Origin of the sequence: Pseudomonas sp. KNUC1026, assembly GCF_021650705.1 — a bacterium.
GTDB lineage: Bacteria > Pseudomonadota > Gammaproteobacteria > Pseudomonadales > Pseudomonadaceae > Aquipseudomonas.
The window spans coordinates 2033012-2053884 of record NZ_CP087138.1; the positions used below are offsets into that span (position 1 = coordinate 2033012).

Genomic DNA, 20873 nt, shown 5'->3' on the forward strand with positions numbered 1-20873 from the left:
CCGATATTCCCCATTAAATTCTCCCCGCCCCCCATCTTCAGCCGCGCCGCCTTCCGCGGCCTCGGTACAGTTGAACCCAGCCCCGCGGTGCCAATTGCCGCGGCCCGCCCGAACCTTCAAGGCTGGAGTGACCACACTATGCCGCTACGCCCCCGCACACGTCTGATCTGCGCCGGTGCTGCCCTGCTGGGCAGCCTTCATGCCGTGGCCCAGGCCGAGGAGTTGACGTTCGTGTCGCAAGGGGGCGCCTATCAGGAGGCGCAGAGCAAGGCGATCCTGTTGCCGGCGGCCAAGGCGCTGAAGCTCTGACCTGCGCCAGGACAGCTCGCCCAAGGCCTACCCGATCATCAAGACCCAGGTCGAGAGCAAGAAGGTCACCTGGGACGTGGTCGACCTGCCCACCGGCGACTGCCTGCGTGGCGAAAAGGAAGGCCTGTTCGAAAAACTCGACCCGGCCCTGGTGCCCAACGCGGCGCAACTGCCACCGGAGCTGCGCGACGATTACAGCGTCGGCTACATCAGCTATTCCACGGTGCTGGCCTACCGCACCGATGCCAAGGGCCACCCGGCGCCGAAAACCTGGGCCGACTTCTGGAACACCGAGGCCTTCCCGGGCGCCCGCTCGCTGCGCAACCTGCCGCGGCCCACGCTCGAAATCGCGCTGATGGCCGACGGTGTGGCACCCGACAAGCTCTATCCGCTGGATGTGGACCGGGCCTTTCGCAAGCTGGAGCAGATCAAGCCGCACATTCAGACCTGGTGGACCTCCGGTGGCCAGTCGGCGCAACTGATCGCCGACGGCGAGGTGGACATGATCCAGGCCTGGAACGGCCGCATCACCGCGGTGCAGGCCGACGGCGCGCCGGTGGCCTTCGATTACAACCAGGGCGTGCTCGAAACCAACTCGCTGTGCGTGCTCAAGGGCACCACGCACCGCGAGGCAGCGATGAAGTTCGTCAACGAAGCGATCAGCGCCAGGCTGCAGGCCGCGCTGCCACAGATCATCGATTACGGCCCACTCAACCCGAAAGCCTTCGACACCGGCAGCATCTCCGCCGAGCGTGCGGCGCAACTGCCTTCCTCGCCGCAGAACATGGCGCGCCAGGCGCTGCTGTCGGCCCAGTGGTGGGCGTCGGACGCCGGTGAGCAGGCCGAGCGGCGCTGGCTGACCTTCGTGCAGGCCAAGTGATTCGCCCATCTGAACCGGAGGCCGCCATGCCCAACGCCTATTCCGCCAGCGCCGCGCCACAGGCCCACAACACCGCCCCGCCCGATGGGCAGGCGCGGGCCCTGGCGCGCGAGGAGCGCCGCGAACACCTGACCCTGCTGCTGTTGCTGCTGCCGGCATTGCTGGTGGTGGCGCTGCTGTTGATCGTGCCGATGTGCTGGCTGGCCGTGCAGTCGGTGCAGACCGAGCAAGGCTGGTCGCTGGCCAACTACCTGCGCATCTTTCAGGAAGCGATCTACTGGGACACCTTCGCGCTCACCTTCAAGATCAGCTTCATCGTCACCGTGCTGGCGATTCTGCTCGGCTTCCCGGTGGCCTACGCCGCCTCACGCCTGCAAGGCTTCTGGGCCAACCTGATCCTGGCCTGCGTGATCATCCCGTTCTGGACCAGCGTGCTGGTGCGCGCCTACGCCTGGCTGGTGCTGCTGCAACGGCGCGGGCTGGTCAACCAGACGCTGATGGACCTGGGCCTGATCGACCAGCCGCTGACGCTGATGCACAACGTGACCGGCACGGTGATCGGCACCCTCCACGTGATGCTGCCGTTCATGGTGCTGCCGCTGTACTCGGTGATGAAGAAGATCCCGCAAGACCTTCTGCAAGCCTCGCAAAGCCTGGGCGCGCGGCCGTTCTACACCTTCCGCCGGGTGTTCCTGCCGATGGCCGCGCCTGGGGTCATGGCCGGCTCCATCCTGGTGTTCGTGATCTGCCTGGGCTTCTTCATCACCCCCGAGCTGCTCGGTGGCGGGCGCACGGTGCTGGTGTCGATGCTGGTGCAGCGCAACGTCGAGCTCTACAACGCCTGGGGCGCGGCCAGCGCGGTGGGCCTGGTGCTGTTGCTGGTGGTGTTCCTGATTTTCTGGGCCATCAACAAGGTCATCCCGATCGAACGCATCCTGGGCGCGCTGACATGAACATCCCGACCTACCTGCGCCCCGGGCGCGTGCTGTTCATTCTGCTGGTAGCGGCGATTCTGCTGTACCTGATCGTGCCGGTGCTGATCGTGATCCCGATGTCGTTCTCCGATGCGCGCTTTTTGCAGTTCCCGCCAAAGGCCTGGTCGCTGCGCTGGTACGAAGCGTTCTTCAACAGTGCCGAATGGATGTCGGCGGCGCGCACCAGTCTGATCACCGCTGTAGCGACCACGCTGGTGAGCCTGCCGATGGGCATGGCGGCGGCCTATGCGATCAACAACTCCACCCTGCGCTTTGTGCGCACGCTGCAGATCATCCTGCTGTTGCCGATGATGGTGCCGATCATTCTGATCGCCGCCGGGGTGTTCTTCGTCTATGCCCGGGCCAGCCTGATCAGCACGCTGACCGGGCTGGTGCTGGCCCACGTGATGCTCGCCCTGCCCTACGTGATCATCGCCCTGCTGGCGGGCTTGCGTAATTTCGACATGGCCCAGGAAATGGTCGCCCGCAGCCTGGGCATGAACCGCTTTCGCGCGTTCATGGCCGTGACCCTGCCGCAGATCAAGCCCAGCGTGATCTCCGCCACACTGTTCGCCTTCATCACCTCGCTGGATGAAACCGTGGTCGCGCTGTTCATTTCCGGCGGCGACAACCAGACCCTGCCCAAGCGCATGTTCACGGCCCTGCGCGACGAGATCGACCCGACCATTGCGGCCATCAGCTCGATGCTGATCCTCGCTTCGCTGCTGCTGGTGATGCTCGCCGGCCGGCAGAAGCCGCGCTGAACCGCCCCCTTCGACTGCCAAGGCCCAGACCATGTTGAAAACCCTGTTGCGTGACCCTTCCCTGCTGGCCGAGCGCGCCTACGCCGACGGCCAGTGGATCGCTGCCGACGACGGCGCCACCCTGGAGGTGCTCAACCCGGCCGACGGCAGCCTGGTGGCACGCGTGCCGGCACTGCAAACGGCGCAGACCGAGCGAGCCATCGCTGCCGCCGAGGCGGCCTTCGCTCGCTGGCGCGAAGTGCCCGCCGCTGAACGCGCCACGCTGCTGTACGCCTGGTACGAGCTGATCATGGCCAACCAGGACGACCTGGCGCTGATCATGACCGCCGAGCAAGGCAAGCCGCTGGCCGAAGCCCGCGGCGAAGTCGCCTATGGCGCCAGCTTCGTCAAATGGTTCGCCGAAGAAGCCCGGCGCATCTATGGCGACACCATCCCGTCGCCTGCCGCCGACCGGCGCATCCTGGTGCTCAAGCAGCCTGTCGGGTGGTCGCTGCCATCACTCCGTGGAATTTCCCCATCGCTATGATCACCCGCAAGTGCGCGCCAGCCCTGGCGGCGGGCTGCACGGTGCTGGTCAAGCCGTCCGAGCTTACGCCGCTCTCGGCGCTGGCCCTGGCGGTGCTGGCCGAGCGCGTCGGCATCCCGGCCGGGGTGTTCAACGTGCTCACCGGGCTGCCGGCGGGCGTCGGCACGCCGTTGGCTGAAAGCCCCGGTGTTCGCAAGCTGTCGTTCACTGGCTCTACCAAGGTCGGGCAGTTGCTGATGAGCCAGTGCGCCGCCACGGTCAAGCGCCTGAGCCTGGAGCTGGGCGGCAACGCCCCGTTCATCGTGTTCGACGACGCCGATCTCGAGCTGGCCATCGCCGGCGTGATGCAGAGCAAGTTCCGCAACGCCGGGCAAACCTGCGTGTGCGCCAACCGCATCCTGGTGCAGCGCGGCATCTACCCGCGCTTCGCCGCGCGCCTGGCCGAAGCGGTGGCGCAGCTCAAGGTCGGCGACGGCATGGCGGAAGGCGTGACCCTCGGCCCATTGATCAACGCCGCGGCGGTGGCCAAGGTGGCCCGGCACATTGGCGATGCGGTAGCCAAGGGCGCCGAGGTGATCAGCGGCGGCCTGCCGGCCCACGATGGCCTGTACGTGCAACCCACGATCCTCGGCAACGCCAGCGCCAACATGCTGCTGGCCAGTGAAGAAACCTTTGGCCCGGTGGCGCCGCTGTTCCCCTTCGACGACGAAGCCGAGGCCATTGCCCTGGCCAACGCCACCCCGTACGGGCTGGGCGCCTACTACTTCACCCAGGACATGCGCCGCGCCTGGCGCGTGGGCGAGCGGCTGGAGTTCGGCATGGTCGGGCTCAACACCGGGGTGATCTCCATGGAAGTGGCACCGTTCGGGGGGATGAAGCAGTCGGGTACCGGCCGGGAGGGCTCCAAGTATGGGCTGGACGAGTTTCTCGAGGTCAAGGCCTGGCACATCGGTGGGCTGGGGGCCTGAGGCCCCCGTTGCCCGTTGCATGTCGCCCGGCAAGCCGGCCTCCCACATGTTGGAATTTTGCCCTGTGGGGGGCCGGCTCGTCGCCCGGCAAGCCGGCCTCCCACTGCAGGTTCCACATTTCCCCCTGTGGGAGGCCGGCTTGCCGGGCGAAGTGCAACACCTTACTTATCAATGATCGAACCCCAGGAGAATCACCATGAGCCTCACCCAAGGTTTCGAATCCGTCACCGTCGAGCGCGTCTGCAAGCACTACGGCAACCTCAAGGCGCTGAACAACGTCGACCTCAAGGTCCAGGCCGGTGAATTCATGTCGTTGCTCGGCCCCTCCGGCTCCGGCAAGACCACCCTGTTGAGCATCCTCGGCGGCTTCATCCGCGTCAGCTCCGGGCGCATCCTGTTCGGCGACCGAGATGTGACCCTGATGCCGCCGCACAAGCGCGAGATCGGCGTGGTGTTCCAGAACTACGCGTTGTTCCCGCACATGACCGTGGGCGAGAACGTCGCCTTCCCGCTGCGTGCCCGTGGCGAAAGCGCTGCGCGCAGTGCCGAGCGGGTGCGCCAGGCACTGGCCACGGTGGAGCTGAGCGGGTACGAACAGCGCTCCATCGCGGCCCTTTCCGGTGGCCAGCGCCAGCGTGTGGCCCTGGCCCGGGCGATCGTCTTCGAGCCCAAGCTGATTCTCATGGACGAGCCGCTCTCCGCGCTCGACAAACAGCTGCGCGAAACCATGCAGATCGAACTGCGCGCCCTGCACAAGCGCCTGGGCGCAACGATGATCTACGTCACCCACGACCAGCGCGAGGCGCTGACCATGAGCGACCGCATCGCGATCATGCGCGGCGGCGAGCTGGTGCAGGTCGACACCCCACGGCGCCTGCACGATCACCCGGCCGACGATTTCGTCGCCAGCTTCATCGGCGAAAGCACGCTGGTGCCGCTGCAACGCCAGGGCAGCGATGGCCTGCACCTGGGCAACGTGGCGCTGCGCACCAGCCGCCCGGTGCCGGCGGCGGGCGAGCTGTTCCTGGCGCTGCAATCGGAAAAGCTGTTGCTGGACAACCCCGCCGCCGGCCCGGAATGGAACCGCCTGCGCGGCAAGGTGGCCGACATCGTGTTCCAGGGCGAGAGCCTGCGTGTGTTCGTCGAGCTGGAGAACGGCCCCACCGTGAGCCTGCGCCAGGCCAGCCATCACGAAGGCAACGCCAGCCTGCCGCCGATCGGATCGCCGCTGCTGATGCGCCTGCATCCTGAAGACACCATCGTGGTACCGCGCGCCGGCGCCTGAACCCTGCCCGCCTTTGACCTGGAGAAAGTGATGAATCACGCACTGAGCCACACCCAACGCCTGCTCGCCCTGCGCGAACAACACGTGCCGCGCGGCATCGTCACCGCCCACCCGGTGGTAGCCGCGCGCGCCCAGGGCGCGGAGTTGTGGGATGTGGACGGCAAGCGCTACCTGGACTTCGTCGGCGGCATCGGCGTGCTCAACACCGGGCACAGCCACCCAGCGGTGGTGGAAGCGGTTCGCCGCCAGGCGGGGGACATCAGCCATGCCAGCTTCCAGGTGGTGGCCTATGAAAACTACATCGAACTGGCCGGGCGGCTGAACGCGCTGGTCGGTGCTGGCGAGCACTACAAGAGCGTGCTGTTCACCTCAGGCGCCGAGGCAGTGGAAAACGCCATCAAGATCGCCCGTGGCTACACCGACCGCCCGGCCGTGGTCTCGTTTCGCGGGGGCTTTCATGGGCGCACGCTGTTGGGTGTCACGCTCACCGGCATGAGCCAGCCGTACAAGCAGAACTTCGGCCCGTTCCCGGCGGAGATCTACCACTCGGTGTACCCCAACGCTTATCGCGGCATCAGCGCCGAACAGGCGCTGGCCGAGCTGGATGAGCTGTTCGCCACCGACGTGGCGGCAGACCGGGTGGCAGCGATCCTGGTCGAGCCGGTGCAGGGTGACGGCGGCTTTCTGCCGGCGCCGGCGGCGTTTCTCCAGGGCCTGCGCGAGCGCTGCACGCGGCATGGCATCGTGCTGATCCTCGACGAGATCCAGGCCGGTTTCGGCCGCACCGGCACGATGTTCGGCTTCCAGCACGCTGGCATCCAGCCGGACCTCGTCACCGTGGCCAAGAGCCTGGCCGGCGGCATGCCGCTTTCGGGCGTGGTCGGCCGCGCCGACATCATGGACGCCCCCTTGCCCGGTGGCCTGGGCGGCACCTACGGCGGCAACGCCGTGGCCTGCGCCGCCGCGCTGGCAGTGCTGGACCTGTTCGAAACGACTGACCTGCTGGCCCAGGGCGAGCGCCTGGCCAAGCGTTTGCACGCGGGCCTGCTGGCTTTGCAGGCGCAGCACCCGCGCATCGGCCAGGTACGCGGGCTGGGCTTCATGCAGGCGATCGAGATGGTCGCCGGCAACGGCAGCCACACAGCGGACGCTGCGCTCGCCCAGGCAGTGATCGACGCGGCGCGCGACGCCGGGCTGCTGGTGATCAAATGCGGTGTGCAGCGCAACGTGGTGCGCTTCCTCGCGCCGCTGGTGACCACCGAGGCGCAGTTGGACGAAGCCTTGGGCATGCTCGCCCAGGCGCTGGCCAAAGCCTGCTGACCGCACGCCGCCCAGCCACAGGAGCCAGGGATGAAAGTGACGCAGTACAAAGCGCTGGGGCTTTCCATCGGCACGCTGGTGGACCGCGAACGAGGCATCCTCGATGGCCTGCGCCCCCTGGCGGTGCAGGCCGGCCAGGCGCTGAGCGATGAGCACCTGCTCGGCGCCTATTACGACCTTGCCGCCACCCTGCGCGGCGATCCGTCGGTCAACAGCGCTGCGGCCTTGCACGGGCAACTCTACCAACGGCTGGCGCAGCAATTGCATCTGGTTCCCGAATGGGATGCCACTGTGGCCTTTGGTAGCTCCACGGCGGCATGGCCAGTGTTCGAAGATGCCCCCGGCGCGCTGCAGTACCTGGCCGAAGTTCTACCGGTTGGTGCTGATCGCCCCGCCGCTGGCGCTGGATGCCGATGCCTGGGCCGGCGCCTGGCGGCGCCGTTCGATGCGGTGGTGAGCCTCGGTGACGAAGCCTGGCACGCCGAGCTTGAGGTGACGTTGGAGCGCCTGGGTTTGCGCCGGTCGGAGTTGCTGCCGGTGCGTAGCCAGGCACGTGACGACCCTTGGGCACAGCGCGTGGATTTCCCGGCGCGGTGCTCAGCCGGGGCCTGGCCCAACCCTGGAACCATTCGCCCAGGCGCTCGATGGCAAGCGCTGCGAGTATGCAAGCCTGGCCGACCTTGCCCAGGCGCATCAACGCGCGCTACGCGCCTGAGGGCTGTGATCACGACCGATTTGCGAGGAACCACGATGGATGCCGCAGCAAGACTCGACCGTATCGACCTGAATATCCTGGTGCAGCTGCAAAAAGACGGGCGCATGACCAACGTCAGCCTCGCCGACGCCGTGGGCCTTTCGCCCAGCCCCTGCCTGCAACGGGTCAAGCGCCTGGAAGCAGCTGGCTACATCAGCGGCTACGAGGCGCATGTGAACCTGGCCAAGTTCGCCAACTCCGTGGACCGTGTTCACCGAGATCACCCTGAGCGACCACAAGCGCAATGATTTCGTGAAGTTCGAGTCGAGCATTCGCGGCATCGACGAGGTGCTGGAATGCCATTTGATCAGCGGCGGCTATGACTACCTGGTGCGCTTCATGTGCAGCAGCATTCAGCATTATCAGGAGCTGATGGAGTCGATCCTGGATCGCGACATCGGCATCGAGAAGTACTTCAGCTACATCGTGATCAAGTCGCCGGTGGTCAAGAGCGCGATCCCGTTGCGCAGCCTGGTGCGCACGGCCAGTTAGGGTCGGCGCGATGACCCCGTCGCGCGGCAAGCCGCCCTCCACTCCTTGATCTGCGCTGCTGAGCTTTCTGGTGGGAGGCCGGCTCGCCGGGCGACGTGTAACGGACGCCGTGTAACGGACGCCGTGTAACGGGCGACGGGGCCTTCTAACCCCAGATGCAGTACACCTTGCGCACCACACGCTCACTGGTCCAGGCATTGGCCAGCCCTGCTGGCGCGACAATCACCTCGCCCGCCTCCACCTGCACCGGGGTGCCGTGCTCGGGCGCCAGCTGCATGCCGCCTTCGAGCAGGTACATCAGCTCCGTGTAAGCGGGGCGAACTTCGCGCCGCGCGTAGGCCTCGCATTGCCAAAGGCCTACGCGCAGATCGCCCGCTTCGTATAACGGCACGCTCCAGGCCTTGGGCGCAGGCCCCAGCAGCACCTCGGCAGCAGGTGGTGCGCAGGGCTGCAAGGGCGCTGCAAGATCCAGCTGTAGTGGCGAGCGGCCTGGCTCGGCCGGTGTCATCACAGCCACGAAGCAGTACTGCAACCCCGCGCTGGCCTGCCATTTGACAGTGGCGCCGTACGGGATCACGAAGGCCTGGCCGGCCTCGAGCCTGAGCTTTTCGCCTGCGCTCTCGAGCACCAGCCCACCGGCCTCGACCACCCCCACCTCACACCAGGGCCAGGCCTGTGCGGCACCCTCGCTGTCCACAGCGCAGCGCCCTGCCGCCCAGCCTTCGACGGCCTCGGCTGAGTGCCAGTGCCTGCCCTCGCCGAGCGGGTCGCCGGGCCAGGGCGCCGCGACCACGGTGTGCGGCTCGCCACCCGATACCCGGTAATGCAGTAACTCTCATGCTCACCTCTAGCGCCCGACCGCATCGAGCAGTTGCTGCCACCCCGCCGCCAGGCGCACGCCGGGGCGCGCAACCCGTGCAGCGGGATGGGATTGAAACCTTTGCCGGCCAGCAGGCCCAGCTCCACCGGTGTGCCGGCCGTCATTGCTGCCAGTTGCTTGCCCATCCAGGTCGACATCGCCACGCCACCGCCGTTGTAGCCGACCGCGTAGTACTGGTTCTCGCCCAGTTGGCCGGCATGGGGCAGGTAGTCCAGGGTCATCGCTACCAAGCCTGACCACTGGAACGCAACCGCCGTGCCCGCCAACTGCGGGAACACCTGGGCCATGCTGCGCTGCAGGGTGCCGAAGGCACTGGCTGAGTCGTGCTGGCCGAAGGCGCCGCGCCCACCGAAGATCAACCGGTCGCCAACCACCCGAAACCAGCGCAGCATGCGCTTGGTGTCGCCGCACACCTGGCCGCCGGGCATGAGGCTGGCCAGCAGCGCCGGCGCCAGCGGCTCGGTGGCAATGATCGCACTGCGAAACGGGATCAGCCGCCGGTGCAGGCTTGCCGTCAGCGAGGTCTGGTCGCTGTAGCCGTTGGTGGCGTAGATCACCTGGCGGGCGCTCACCTGCCCGCCGGGCGTGCGCACAACGAAGCGCCCATCAGCCTCGCGGACCTCCAGCGCCGGGCTGTTCACATGAATGTTCACGCCCCGCTCGTGCAGGCGCCAGGCCAGGCCGCGGGCAAAGTTCAGCGGATGCAGGCCGCCGGCGTGGGGTGTGAGCAGGCCGCCGTGGAACAGGGCCGAGCCGGTGAGTTCGCGCACCTGCCCGGCATCGATCACCTTTACCGAAGCGCTGCCGGTTTCACGCTTCACCCAATCGGCAGTGGCCTGCAACCCGGCCAGCGCGTGCGGCGTGTGAGCGGCGGCAATATGGCCGCCCAGCCGCAGGCGCGCCTCGTCCAGCTGCAACTGATCGACCAGCTCGGCCAAGCCGTCCACCGCAGCGTGGCCGGTGTGGTACAGGTGCAGCGCGGCATCGCGCCCATGGCGTGCCATGGCGGCAGCAAACCCTATGCGAAACTTGGGCGAGACCACCGCCGTTGCGCCCACTGGCACCGAAGGCCAGGCCGTTGGCCTCCAGCAGCAACGGCTCGCGCCCGCTCTGGGCGATGTGCCAGGCGGCGCTCAGACCGGTATAGCCGGCGCCGATGATCACCACGTCGCACTGCCGCTCACCGCTCAAGGGCACGAGCGGCGGGGCTGGCTGGGCGGTCGCCGCCCACAAACTGTTCACCGCCATGGGAAGCCTCCGGGCTGGGTAAACGCTGCGTCGACCGAGCTCGGCGTCTACCGCATCGGCCAGTTGCGCCAGCGAGGTGAAGTGGTAGTGCGGCTTGGTGTGCTCGGACTCCAGCGTGCCGCCGCTGCCCTTCTGGTTGTGCCGGCGTTCGATCCAGCAGGTCTGGTAGCCCAGGCCCATGGCAACGCCGATGTCGTGGTACTGGCTTTGGGCGACGTGCAGGATCTGCTCGAAGACGATGCCCTGCGTGGCCAACACGCCACGGGTGTAGGCGAAGAATCGCGGGTCGGGTTTCTCGAAACGCACATCGTCCACCGTCACCCGCACATCGAACGGCTCATCGAGGGTGCGCGCCATGTGGTTCAAGGCCCAGATGCGCGAGTTGGTCGTCGCCACCAGCTTGAAGTGCTTGCGCAGGCGCTTGAGCGCTTCGACCGAATCGGGGAACGCCGGGAACTGCTCGACTGAAAGCGCCAGGCCACGGGCGAACTCGGCGCTGTCGGGCAGTTTCAGCTCGGCAGCCATCAGGTGGTAGCAACGCTCCAGGTCGTCTGGCCACCAGCCCGAGTCGGTGGCAGCGCGCGTCACCCGGTAGGCTTTGAGGATGTCGTCGTCACTGCAGGCGTTGGCAGCAGCGCCCCCGACCTTGCGCACATGGTTGAGGATGCCGGCTTCGAAATCGGATCAGGGTGCCGACCACGTCGAAGGTCAGGGCCTTGAATTGCTTGAATGACATAACGCGCTCCGCGATCAGGCTGAGGAATACCCCTTGGGCGAGGCCATTATCAGCTGGGCGCAGCCATCGATTATTTCGTTTCGAACGGCCCTTCGGGCATAACCTGCTGTTTTCACCCGCTCACCAGCACGGGGTTATTGCGCCGCCCCCGCCAGCACCTCGGCAATGCCCAATTCGGGGTAAAGCCGCTGCACTTCGAGCAGTTCCTGATGCAGTTGCTCGGCGATCCAGTCGCGCACTTGCGCCACCACCGGCCGAAGCGCCCGGTTGGCCGGGCTGACCAGGCAGCAGTAACGCGCAGCACAGGTAACAGGTGTGGCCGCAGGTAACAATTGCCCCTTGGCCAGGCTGTGAGCGACCACGTTCAACCAGCCCAGCGCCACCCCTTGGCCCAGCAAGGCGGCTTGCACCACCACTGCGTAATCGGTGAACACCAGGCTGTTTTCCGCTTTGCCTGGCAAGCACATGCCGGTGGCCCAGTCACGGCCCTGATTGTCCATGCAGATCAAGGTGGGCGGCTGCCCGTTCGAGCGCTGCGCATCACGGTAAGCAGGGGTGAACACCGGCACGGTCAATTCCGGCATCAGCTTGAGATCCGCGGGCTGCACGGCGTCGGGCAGCAGGTAGCGCATGCCCAGGTCCACATCCACCAGCGGCCCGCCGATGCGCCCGGCCATCAGTTGAAAGCGCAAGTCCACCTGTGGAAAGCGCTGGGTGAACAAGCCCATCCGCGGCATCAGCCAGTGGGTGGTGAAAGCGGTGGAAAGCGACAGCGTGACGGTTTCAAGGCCCGTGGCGCGGGCCGAGAGCTCATCGATCGCGCCTTCGATGGTGGCGAAGCCTTCCTGCACCCTGGCGAACAGCAATTCGCCTTCTTCGGTGAGCCGCGCGCCGGCGCGGGTGCGTTCGAACAGCGCCACGCCCAGATGCTGTTCAAGGCGCGAGAGCATACGGCTGACGGCCGGCTGGCTGACGCACAGCTCGTTCGCTGCACGGGTGAAACTGCCGCAGCGCGCCGCCGCTTCGAACACGAACAGTGAGCTGGAACTGGGGAGTTTGCGTCTTAAGGTAGGCATGACCTGAGTTTATGCCTGGCCCAACTATTAGTAAATTGCTGCCAGCGCCGGCGCACTCCTATCCTGCCAGCCATCGCCCCAGCCCAGGAATGCCCTGATGCGCAACGCCCTGAACTTCTACATCGACGGCCAGTGGGTCGCCCCCATCGGCCAGGAGCGCGCCGTGGTCCTTGACCCGGCCACTGAGGCGCCGCTTGCCGAAATCGCCCTGGCCAATGAGGCGGATGTGTCGCGCGCGGTGCTGGCGGCGCGTAATGCGTTCGACGGCTTCGCGCGAACGCCAGTGGCTGAGCGCATTGCCTTGCTGGAGCGCACGCTGGCGATCTTCCGGCGCCGCCAGCATGAGTTCGGCGACGTGATCATGCAGGAGGTCGGCGCACCGCGCGCCCTGGCGCATCAATGGCAGGCCGGGATCGGCGTTCGCCACTTGCAGGCGCTTTTGCAGGCGTTGGAAACCTTCCGCTTCAACCAGGCCCGCGGCAGCACCGAGGTGGTGCTCGAAGCGGTCGGTGTAGTGGGTTTGATCACGCCGTGGAACTGGCCGATCAACCAGCTGGTGTGCAAGGTGGCGCCGGCCTTGGCTGCCGGCTGTACGATCGTGCTCAAGCCCAGTGAGGTGGCGCCGCTCAATGCCGTGCTGTTCGCCGAGGTGCTGCACGAGGCGGGTGTGCCACCGGGGTGTTCAACCTGGTCAATGGCGACGGCCCGTGCGCAGGCGCCGCGCTCGCTGCGCACCCGGAGGTGGACATGGTGTCGATCACCGGCTCCACTCGCGCCGGCATCGAGGTGGCGCGGCTGGCGGCGCCCACGGTCAAGCGCGTGCACCAGGAGCTGGGCGGCAAGTCGGCGAACATTCTGCTGGAGGATGCGGATTTCGACAGCGCAGTGGCCGCAGGGGTCGACGCTTGCTTCAGCAACAGCGGGCAATCCTGCAACGCGCCCACGCGCATGCTGGTGCCGGCCGCCGCCCATGAGCGGGTGGTGAAGCTTGCGCGCCGCGCGGCCCTCGCCCACCGCGTCGGGCCACCCGGCCAGGCCAGCACTACGCTGGGGCCGGTGATCAACCGCCGCCAGTTCGAGCACATCCAGCGGCTGATCGAGAGCGGCATCGCCTGTGGCGCGCAGCTGGTGTGCGGCGGCCTGGGCCGGCCTGAAGGGTTGGCGCAGGGTTTCTACGTGCAGCCCACGGTATTCGCCGGCGTCACCCCTGGCATGGCGGTGGCCGAAGAGGAAATCTTCGGCCCGGTGCTGGTGATCATGCCGTACCAGGATGAGGCCGACGCCGTGCGCATCGCCAATGCCAGCCCCTTTGGCCTGGCCGGCTACGTGCAGTCGGCGTCCTTGCAGCGCGCCCGCGCCGTGGCCGCGCAATTGCGTGTGGGCAGCGTGTACATCAACCAACCCAGCTGGGACCCCATGGCCCCGTTCGGCGGCTACAAGCAGTCGGGCAATGGCCGCGAATACGCCGAGTGGGGCTGGAAGCCTTTCTCGAAACCAAGGCGATCCTCGGCTACCGCGCTTGATCGGTGCCAGCGATCATCGCCGCGATGCGCTCGGCGATCATGATCGTGGGCACGTTGAGGTTGGCGCAGGGGATGCTCGGCATCAGCGAGGCGTCGCACACTCGCAGGCCTTCGGTGCCGATCACCCGCCCGGCCGAATCGGTGACCGCTGCAGGATCGTCCGCCGCGCCCATGGCGCAGGTACAGCTGGCGTGCCAGGTGCCGCCGACGTTACGGCGCACGAACTCGGCCAACGCGGCCTCGTCGTTGAGCAAACTTTGCAGCTCTATACCCTGGGTAATCAGCCGCTTTACCAGCCAGCGCCGCAGCGGCCCGGCCGCATCCAGCAGCGCACTGAGCACGCCGCGCGCCAGGGCATCGAGCCCGCCAGGCTGCGCCACCTTCGCCACGCGCGGCGAGTAGCTGGCGGGGAATACCACAGAACGCAACGGCGCCAGCCTATCGGCCTCCAGCAGCTCGGCGCCGTGGCGCAGCGCCTGCATCAAACGCTGCAGGTCACGCGCGTCGCTGAGCATGGCGAAGTCCACCTGTGGCTCGGCTGTGGGGTCTGTCGACACCAGCCGCACGCGCCCCTGTGAACAGGACTTGTTCACCCAGAAGAACACCGTGCCCAGCCGGTAGCCCACCGAATGCCAGCCGGAGCGCGACAGGATCGCCCCGTGCATGTCACCGGGGCCGATGCCCGGCACCCCTGAGGAATAGCGCCACACCGCCTGTTCGTGATGCTCGGTGGGGAACGCCGTGCGCCCCTGGCGGCTGAGCACTGCGCTGACCGCAATCGATGGATGCTCCATCAGCCGCGCACCTACGCCCTCACGGGCCGCGACCACCTCGATGCCCAACCCCTCCAGCACGGCCCGTGGGCCGACGCCGCTGCGCATCAGGATGGCCGGGCTATGGATGGCGCCGGCACACAGGATCACTTCCCTGGCGCGAACCTGCTGCTGTTCGCCCTCAGCGTTGAACAGCACTGCACCCACCGCCCGTTTGCCTTCGAACAGCACGCGGTCGACCTGCCAGCCAGTGCGCAGCTCGAAGTTGGGCCGGCACCGCACGGCCTCGGTGAGGTAGCACACCGAAGTGGGAATGCGTTCGCCCTCCTCGCTCACACCGATCGCGCCAACGAAAACGCCGTCTTCCCAGGCGCCATTCTGATCGGTACGGGTGGGGTAACCACGTTCGCCCAGCGCAGCCATCGCCCCTCGCACAAAGGGTGACAGCCGCTCGTGCGGCGTACGCTGGATGCGCAGCGGGCCTTGTTTGCCGTGCAGCGGGCCGGCCAGGTCAGTGTCGTGCTCCAGCTTGATGAAGTACGGCAAGCAGGCTTGCCAGTTCCAGCCACGGGCCCCCAGCCGCTGCCACTCGTCGTAGTCGGCCGGGGCGCCGCGGTTGGTCATCAGCGCGTTGATCGCCGAACCGCCCCGAGCAGCCGGGCCTGCTCGTAGCGGCGCGGCGCTTGCAGGCGGGCACCGTAGGTAGCCGTGAGCCGCTGCCAGAGGTTGCGCGGGTCGAGGTAGGCGCGGCCGGGATAGCGGCTGCGGACCTCGGCGGGCATGTTCGCCGCGCTGATGTCGCGCCCGGCTTCGACCAGGCACACGCGCTTGCCAGCCTGTTCGCTCAGCCGCGCGGCGAGCACGCAACCGGCCGAGCCGCCGCCGAGGATCAGGTAATCGATCATCGACGCAGGCTCACTGCACGAACTTCAGCCAGCGGTCCTTGGCGGCAATGCCGGCAGGCGAGGCCCACCACTGTTCCGAGAGCAGCGCCTGGCGAGCGGCGTTTTCCGGCGAGCTGGGCAGCTCCCTGGCGCGTTCGGGGCTGATGCTGCCGGTGTTGAACGCCGCCGGGTTGCCCGGGCCGTAATCGATGTACTTGGGCAGGTTGGCTTGCAGGTCCGGGGCCATGGCTTCGTTGACGAAGCGCAGCGCGTCGGCCAGGTTCGGGGCGTTCTTGACGATGCACAGCTGGGTGTTCTGCAGGATGCCGTCGTTGTAGGTGAAGGCCACGTCGGTGTTTTCCTTGCGCACTGCACTCACCCGGCCATTCCACATCATCAGCATGTCCACCTCGCCATCGGCCAACAGCTGCGCCGACTGGCCGCCCGAGGTCCACCATACGTTGATGTTCGGCTTGATCTGCTCCAGGCGCTTGTAGGCGCGGTCCACGTCCAGCGGGTAGAGCTTGTCGCGCGGCACACCGTCCGAGAGCAGCGCGGCCTCCAGGGTGCCCATCGGGTCATTGCGCAACGCGCGGGTGCCGGGAAGTCCTTGACGTTCCAGAAGTCTGCCCAGCTCTGCGGGACTTTCTTCAGGCTTTTGGTGTTGTAGGCCAGCACCGAGGAATAGAACTCGTAGGGCACCGACCACTGGGTGCGGTAGCGCTCGGGGATCGACTGGGCGTTGGGCAGCTTGCTGATGTCCAGCGGCTCGATCAGCCCTTCGCGCCCGCCGCGGATGCAGTTGGAGGTGGGGGTGTCGATCACGTCCCATACGGTTTTGCCGGCTTCGGCCTGGGCCTTGACGATGGGCCAGGCATCGGGGGCGCTGTCCTGGGCGATGGTGATGCCCAGGCGTTTGGCGGCGGGGTCGAGGATGGCCTGGGTCTGGGCCTGCTGGTAGCTGCCCCCTTGGGAGACGAAGGTGATCTGCCCGGCATAGGCTGCCGGCATGGCGGTGGAAAGACACGACAACATGAGCACTGCGGCGCGGGGCAAGCGTTTCATGGCACACCATCCTGTGGGTTGTGGCAGGTTTGTCAGGGCCTTGCCGCCCGGGCTCTTTTTGAAGGCGGCCCGGTCGTGGCTGGACGTTAACCGAGCGGTGCGGGGGCCCACAACACACCAATAGTCAGGGCCGATATAACCTCAGAGCATGTAGTGCGCGTCGCCCGGCTAGCCGGCCTCCCACTCAAGGTATCCGCAGTGGGGTAATCGTGGGAGGGCGGCTTGCCGCGCGACATACAGCAGCGAACCCAACCTCAAGTCAGGGCTGCGTAGGGCAAACGCTCACCAAGGCTCGCCTTCAGGTGTGCCACGAACAGGCTGATACGCCGCGGCACATGGCGGCTGTGCGGGTACACCGCATGAATGTGCGCAGGCGGTGGCGTGTACTCGGCCATCACCGCCTGCAGGCGGCCACTTTGCAGGTGCTCGTGCACGTCCCAGCGCGAGCGCAGCAGCAGGCCGTGGCCGTCCAGCGCCAGGCTCATGGCCACCTCCCCATCGTTGCTCGCCAGGGTACCGCTCACCTTGTGCGTGTATACCTGGCCGCCGCGCTCGAAGCGCCACAGCGCGTAGTCGCTGCCGAACTGGCGCAGCACGATGCAGTTGTGCCGGGCGAGGTCTTCGGGCGCTGCGGTGCCGGGTGGCCTTGCAGGTAGGCCGGCGCGGCACAGAGCGCTCGTGGGTTGTCGAGCAGGCGCACCGCCACCAGCCGCGAGTCCGGCGGCGGGCCCATGCACACCGCGAGGTCGAAGCGGTCGTCGGCAAAGCCCAGCGGCTCGCTGGACAGCTCCAGTTGCAGCTCCAGCGCCGGGTGCTGGTGGGCAAAGCTCGACACCACGGCCGCCAGGTGGCGGCGGCCGAAGCCCAGCGTGGCGTTGATCCGCAGACGGCCATGCAGCTCGGCATGGCGCCGGTCGAGGGCATTTTCCAGCTCCTCCAGCTGGCGCAGGATCGGCCGCCCGCCCTCCAGGTACAGCGTGCCTTCGGCTGTCAGCGAGAGGCGCCGCGTGGTGCGCTGCACCAATTGCGCCCCCAGCCGCGTCTCCAACTGGCTCAGCCGCTTGCTCACTGCTGGCAACGACAACCCCAGTTGGCGGGCGACTTCGGTGAGGCTGGCATGGGCCGCCACCTGCTGGAAGAAACTCAGGTCATCGATTGCGCTCACGATTATTCACTCAAATCTAAGAATGGCTTAACTAAAAACGCCATTATTGAATCTCCAATCCCTACTTATACTCAAGCCCACCCCTCACTCAGGCAGAGCAACCCATGAACAATTACAAGATCGCAGTGATCCCCGGAGACGGTATCGGCAAGGAAGTGATGCCCGAAGGTGTGCGCGTGATCGAAGCCGCAGCGCGCAAACACGGTGTGCAATTGCAGTGGGACTGGTTCGATTTCGCCAGCGCCGACTACTGGCAGGCCCACGGCAAGATGATGCCCGACGACTGGTTCGACACCCTCAAAGGCTACGACGCGATCTTCTTCGGCGCCGTCGGCTGGCCGGAGGTGGTCCCCGACCACATATCGCTATGGGAGTCGCTGTTGCAGTTTCGCCGTGCGTTCGATCAGTACGTGAACCTGCGCCCTGCCGGTTGATGCCTGGCGTGAAGGCGCCCTTGGCCGGGCGCAAGCCAGGCGACATCGACTTCTGGGTGGTGCGCGGAAACACCGAGGGCGAGTACTCCAGCGTCGGCGGCCGCATGTTCCCCGGCACCGAGCGCGAGGTGGTGATCCAGGAAACGGTGATGACCCGCATCGGCGTGGACCGCATCCTCAAATTCGCCTACGAACTGGCCCAGAGCCGGCCGAAGAACACCTGACCTCGGCGACCAAATCCAATGGCATCGCCATCACCATGCCCTACTGGGATGAGCGCGTTGCCGCCATGCACGGCCAGTATCCCGAGGTGAAGGTCGACAAGTACCACATCGACATCCTCACCGCGAACTTCGTGCTGCACCCGGACTGGTTCGACGTGGTGGTGGCCAGCAACCTGTTCGGCGACATCCTCTCCGACCTCGGCCCGGCCTGCACCGGCACCATCGGCATCGCGCCGTCGGCCAACATCAACCCCGAGCGCACCTTTCCCAGCCTGTTCGAGCCAGTGCATGGCTCGGCGCCGGACATCGCCGGGCGCGGCATCGCCAACCCGATCGGGCAGATCTGGTGCGGGGCGATGATGCTCGACCACCTGGGCCACCCCGAAGCCGGCGCCGACGTGCTGCGCGCCATCGAATCGGTACTCGCTCAAGGCCCGCAACACGCACCGCTGACCCGGGACATCGGCGGCACCGGCACCACGCAGGCGCTGGGTGCGGCCATTGAACAGGCTGTGCAATGACACTGCTGATCCACGTCGATGGCGAGCGCGGTGAGCAATGGATGGCGCTGTTCGCCGAGCACGCACCGGGCATCCCGGTGCGCCGCTGGCCGGACATCGGCCCGCCCGGTGAGGTGCGCTGGTTACTGGCCTGGGTAACGCCTGCGGAACTGATCCAGGCCCTGCCCAATCTTGAAGTACTGTTCGCAACCTCCGCTGGCATCGACCAGTTGCCCTTGGCCGCGCTACCGGCCCGGGTCCAACTGGTGCGCATGCTCGACCCCAACATCGCCCAGGCAGTGGCTGAATACCTGTGCATGGCGGTGCTGTGCCTGCACCGCCAGTTACCGCAGTACCTGGCCCGGCAACGCCAGCGGCAATGGCTGCCGAGCCGCCGAAACCGGCCCGGCAACGGCGCATCGGCCTGATGGGCCTGGGGCAGATGGGCCAGACCGCCGCGCAGCGCTTGCGCCCGTTCGGCTTCGACCTGCTGGGCTGGGCACGCAGCCAGCGCCAGCTCGATGGTGTGCGTTGCTATGCCGGTGCCGAGCAGTTGCCCACCTTCCTCGGCCAGTGCGACATCCTCGTTTGCCTGCTGCCGCTGACCGACAGCACCTGCGGCCTGCTCGATGACGAACTGTTCGCCGCCCTGCCTCAGGGTGCCTGCCTGATCAACCTGGGCCGCGGTGGGCACCTGGACGAGCCCGCCCTGCTCAGGGCCTTGGCCAGCGGCCAGTTGCAGCACGCTGTGCTGGATGTGCTCAGCGAAGAACCGGCGCCACCGCAGCACCCGTTCTGGCAGCACGAGCAGATCTGGCTCACACCGCACATCGGTGCCATGACCGCACCCGAAGACGCCTTCGGCTTGCTGCTGGCCAATCTGCGCCGGCACGTGGCCGGTGAGCCGATGCTGGGGGTGGCGGACCGCAGCGCCGGGTATTGAGCCTGGCGCAATCGGGATGAGCGTGAGGCCGTGGCAGTTGTCCAACCTCCCATGGCAACGCCCCGGCCCATTGGCCAAAGCGGCGCAAAAGCTTCTGATCGAGGAGGAAACCCCATGAACTACGTCAAGCTGGGCTCTACTGGCCTGGACATCTCCCCGTTGTGCCTGGGCTGCATGACCTTCGGCGAGCCCGATGCCGGCACCCACCCCTGGACCCTGAACGAGGCCGACAGCCGCCCGATCATCCGGCACGCGGTGGAGCAAGGCATCAACTTCTTCGACACCGCCAACAGCTACTCCGCCGGCACCTCGGAAACCATCGTGGGCAAGCTGCTCAAGGAGTTCACCCGGCGCGAGGAGATCGTGATCGCAACCAAGGTGTTCTACCCGGCGAACATGTGGGAAGGCTCGAACAAACCCAACGAAAAAGGCCTGTCGCGTAAGGCCATCCTGGCCAACATCGATGCAAGCCTTGCCCGGCTGGGCACCGATTACGTCGACCTCTACCAGATCCACCGCTGGGACTACCACACGCCTATCGAGGAGACCATGGAGGCGCTGAACGACATCGTGAAGGCCGGCAAAGCGCGCTACATCGGGGCTTCGTCCATGTATGCCTGGCAGTTCGCCAAGGCCCAGCACGCGGCACAGCTCAACGGCTGGAGCCGGTTCGTGTCGATGCAGAACTACCTCAACCTGCTCTATCGCGAGGAAGAGCGCGAGATGATCCCGCTGTGCCGGGACCAGGGCGTCGGGCTGATGCCGTGGAGCCCGATGGCACGCGGGCGCTTGACGCGGCCCAAGGGCGAGCAGACCGAGCGCACGAAAACCGATATTTCAGGCCAGTCGTTCTACAAGGCCACAGAGGCCGAAGACGGCCGGGTGATCGATGTGGTCGAGCAGATCGCCCATGAACGAGGCCTGCCAATGGCGCAGATCGCGTTGGCCTGGGTGCTGGGCAAGCAAGGGGTGTCGGCGCCTATCGTGGGGGCCTCCAAACCGGCCCAACTGACCGATGCCATCGCAGCGCTGGAGGTCGAGCTGAGCGACGAGGAAATCAAGCGCCTGGAAGCGCCTTACGTGCCCCACGCGGTCACGGGGTTTTCCTGAGGCGAACAAAAAGGGCGCCCTTCTAGGCGCCCTCTTCGCT

Annotated in this window: 14 protein-coding genes and 6 pseudogenes; 12 read left to right on the top strand and 8 right to left on the bottom strand. The window is 66.8% G+C overall.

Features of this window, described 5'->3' with window-relative positions; genetic code table 11:
* The first annotated feature begins 138 nt into the window (after positions 1-138).
* The 8 genes and pseudogenes from LN139_RS09325 to LN139_RS09360 all read left to right on the top strand — a co-directional run bounded on the left by LN139_RS09325 (position 139) and on the right by LN139_RS09360 (position 8272).
* Positions 139-309 carry a hypothetical protein gene (locus LN139_RS09325; RefSeq protein WP_236359657.1) on the top strand — a complete coding sequence of 57 codons (171 nt, stop codon included), beginning with the start codon at positions 139-141 and terminating at the stop codon, positions 307-309.
* 76 nt (positions 310-385) lie between these two features.
* Positions 386-1189, top strand: a complete 804-nt coding sequence (locus LN139_RS09330; protein ID WP_236359658.1) for an ABC transporter substrate-binding protein — start codon at positions 386-388, stop codon at positions 1187-1189.
* Positions 1190-1215: 26 nt separating this feature from the next.
* Positions 1216-2142: an ABC transporter permease gene (locus tag LN139_RS09335; RefSeq protein WP_236359659.1), complete on the top strand. Its 927-nt coding sequence runs from the start codon at positions 1216-1218 to the stop codon at positions 2140-2142.
* The gene (locus LN139_RS09340) at positions 2139-2927 is read left to right on the top strand and encodes an ABC transporter permease (RefSeq protein ID WP_236359660.1); all 789 of its coding nucleotides are present in this window, start codon (positions 2139-2141) and stop codon (positions 2925-2927) included. Before LN139_RS09335 ends, LN139_RS09340 begins: the two co-directional genes overlap by 4 nt.
* A gap of 31 nt (positions 2928-2958) precedes the next feature.
* Positions 2959-4421, top strand: a pseudogene (locus LN139_RS09345) (NAD-dependent succinate-semialdehyde dehydrogenase).
* A 196-nt stretch (positions 4422-4617) separates the two neighbouring features.
* Positions 4618-5706 carry an ABC transporter ATP-binding protein gene (locus LN139_RS09350; RefSeq protein ID WP_236359661.1) on the top strand — a complete coding sequence of 363 codons (1089 nt, stop codon included), beginning with the start codon at positions 4618-4620 and terminating at the stop codon, positions 5704-5706.
* A gap of 30 nt (positions 5707-5736) precedes the next feature.
* Positions 5737-7026, top strand: coding sequence for a 4-aminobutyrate--2-oxoglutarate transaminase (gene gabT / locus LN139_RS09355; protein ID WP_236359662.1), 1290 nt, complete (start codon positions 5737-5739; stop codon positions 7024-7026).
* A 750-nt stretch (positions 7027-7776) separates the two neighbouring features.
* Positions 7777-8272: pseudogene (locus LN139_RS09360) on the top strand (Lrp/AsnC family transcriptional regulator).
* 145 nt (positions 8273-8417) lie between these two features.
* Here LN139_RS09360 and LN139_RS09365 read toward each other — a convergent pair.
* The 4 genes from LN139_RS09365 to LN139_RS09375 all read right to left on the bottom strand — a co-directional run bounded on the left by LN139_RS09365 (position 8418) and on the right by LN139_RS09375 (position 12212).
* A complete protein-coding gene (locus LN139_RS09365) occupies positions 8418-8900 on the bottom strand; it encodes a cupin domain-containing protein (RefSeq protein WP_236359663.1) in 483 nt (160 codons plus the stop codon).
* Positions 8846-10081 carry an NAD(P)/FAD-dependent oxidoreductase gene (locus LN139_RS24790; RefSeq protein ID WP_442964423.1) on the bottom strand — a complete coding sequence of 412 codons (1236 nt, stop codon included), beginning with the start codon at positions 10079-10081 and terminating at the stop codon, positions 8846-8848. The genes LN139_RS09365 and LN139_RS24790 overlap by 55 nt, the downstream gene beginning before the upstream one ends.
* Entirely contained in the window at positions 9963-11054 is a 1092-nt protein-coding gene (locus LN139_RS24795) for an FAD-dependent oxidoreductase (protein WP_268944842.1), read from the bottom strand. Before LN139_RS24795 ends, LN139_RS24790 begins: the two co-directional genes overlap by 119 nt.
* Positions 11055-11270: 216 nt before the next feature.
* Positions 11271-12212: a LysR family transcriptional regulator gene (locus LN139_RS09375; protein ID WP_236359664.1), complete on the bottom strand. Its 942-nt coding sequence runs from the start codon at positions 12210-12212 to the stop codon at positions 11271-11273.
* Positions 12213-12309: 97 nt separating this feature from the next.
* On the opposite strand from LN139_RS09375, the pseudogene LN139_RS09380 reads away from it, so the two are divergent.
* Positions 12310-13735: pseudogene (locus LN139_RS09380) on the top strand (aldehyde dehydrogenase family protein).
* Here LN139_RS09380 and LN139_RS09385 read toward each other — a convergent pair.
* From LN139_RS09385 to LN139_RS25580, 4 genes and pseudogenes are all read right to left on the bottom strand, one after another.
* Positions 13723-15231, bottom strand: coding sequence for a GMC family oxidoreductase (locus LN139_RS09385; RefSeq protein WP_329611046.1), 1509 nt, complete (start codon positions 15229-15231; stop codon positions 13723-13725). The pseudogene LN139_RS09380 and the gene LN139_RS09385 sit on opposite strands and share 13 nt — an antisense overlap.
* Positions 15132-15413 (bottom strand): NAD(P)-binding protein, encoded by a 282-nt coding sequence (locus LN139_RS24800; RefSeq protein ID WP_268944844.1) that lies wholly within the window; start codon positions 15411-15413, stop codon positions 15132-15134. The genes LN139_RS09385 and LN139_RS24800 overlap by 100 nt, the downstream gene beginning before the upstream one ends.
* Positions 15414-15423: 10 nt before the next feature.
* Positions 15424-16467 (bottom strand): extracellular solute-binding protein, encoded by a 1044-nt coding sequence (locus tag LN139_RS25575; protein WP_442964400.1) that lies wholly within the window; start codon positions 16465-16467, stop codon positions 15424-15426.
* A 244-nt stretch (positions 16468-16711) separates the two neighbouring features.
* Positions 16712-17622: pseudogene (locus LN139_RS25580) on the bottom strand (LysR family transcriptional regulator).
* Between the two features lie 104 nt (positions 17623-17726).
* Here LN139_RS25580 and LN139_RS09410 point away from each other — a divergent pair.
* The 3 genes and pseudogenes from LN139_RS09410 to LN139_RS09420 all read left to right on the top strand — a co-directional run bounded on the left by LN139_RS09410 (position 17727) and on the right by LN139_RS09420 (position 20833).
* A pseudogene (locus tag LN139_RS09410) lies at positions 17727-18801 on the top strand (tartrate dehydrogenase).
* A pseudogene (locus LN139_RS09415) lies at positions 18798-19723 on the top strand (2-hydroxyacid dehydrogenase). The pseudogenes LN139_RS09410 and LN139_RS09415 overlap by 4 nt, the downstream one beginning before the upstream one ends.
* 114 nt (positions 19724-19837) lie before the next feature.
* Positions 19838-20833, top strand: a complete 996-nt coding sequence (locus LN139_RS09420; RefSeq protein ID WP_236359666.1) for an aldo/keto reductase — start codon at positions 19838-19840, stop codon at positions 20831-20833.
* Positions 20834-20873 lie beyond the last annotated feature (40 nt).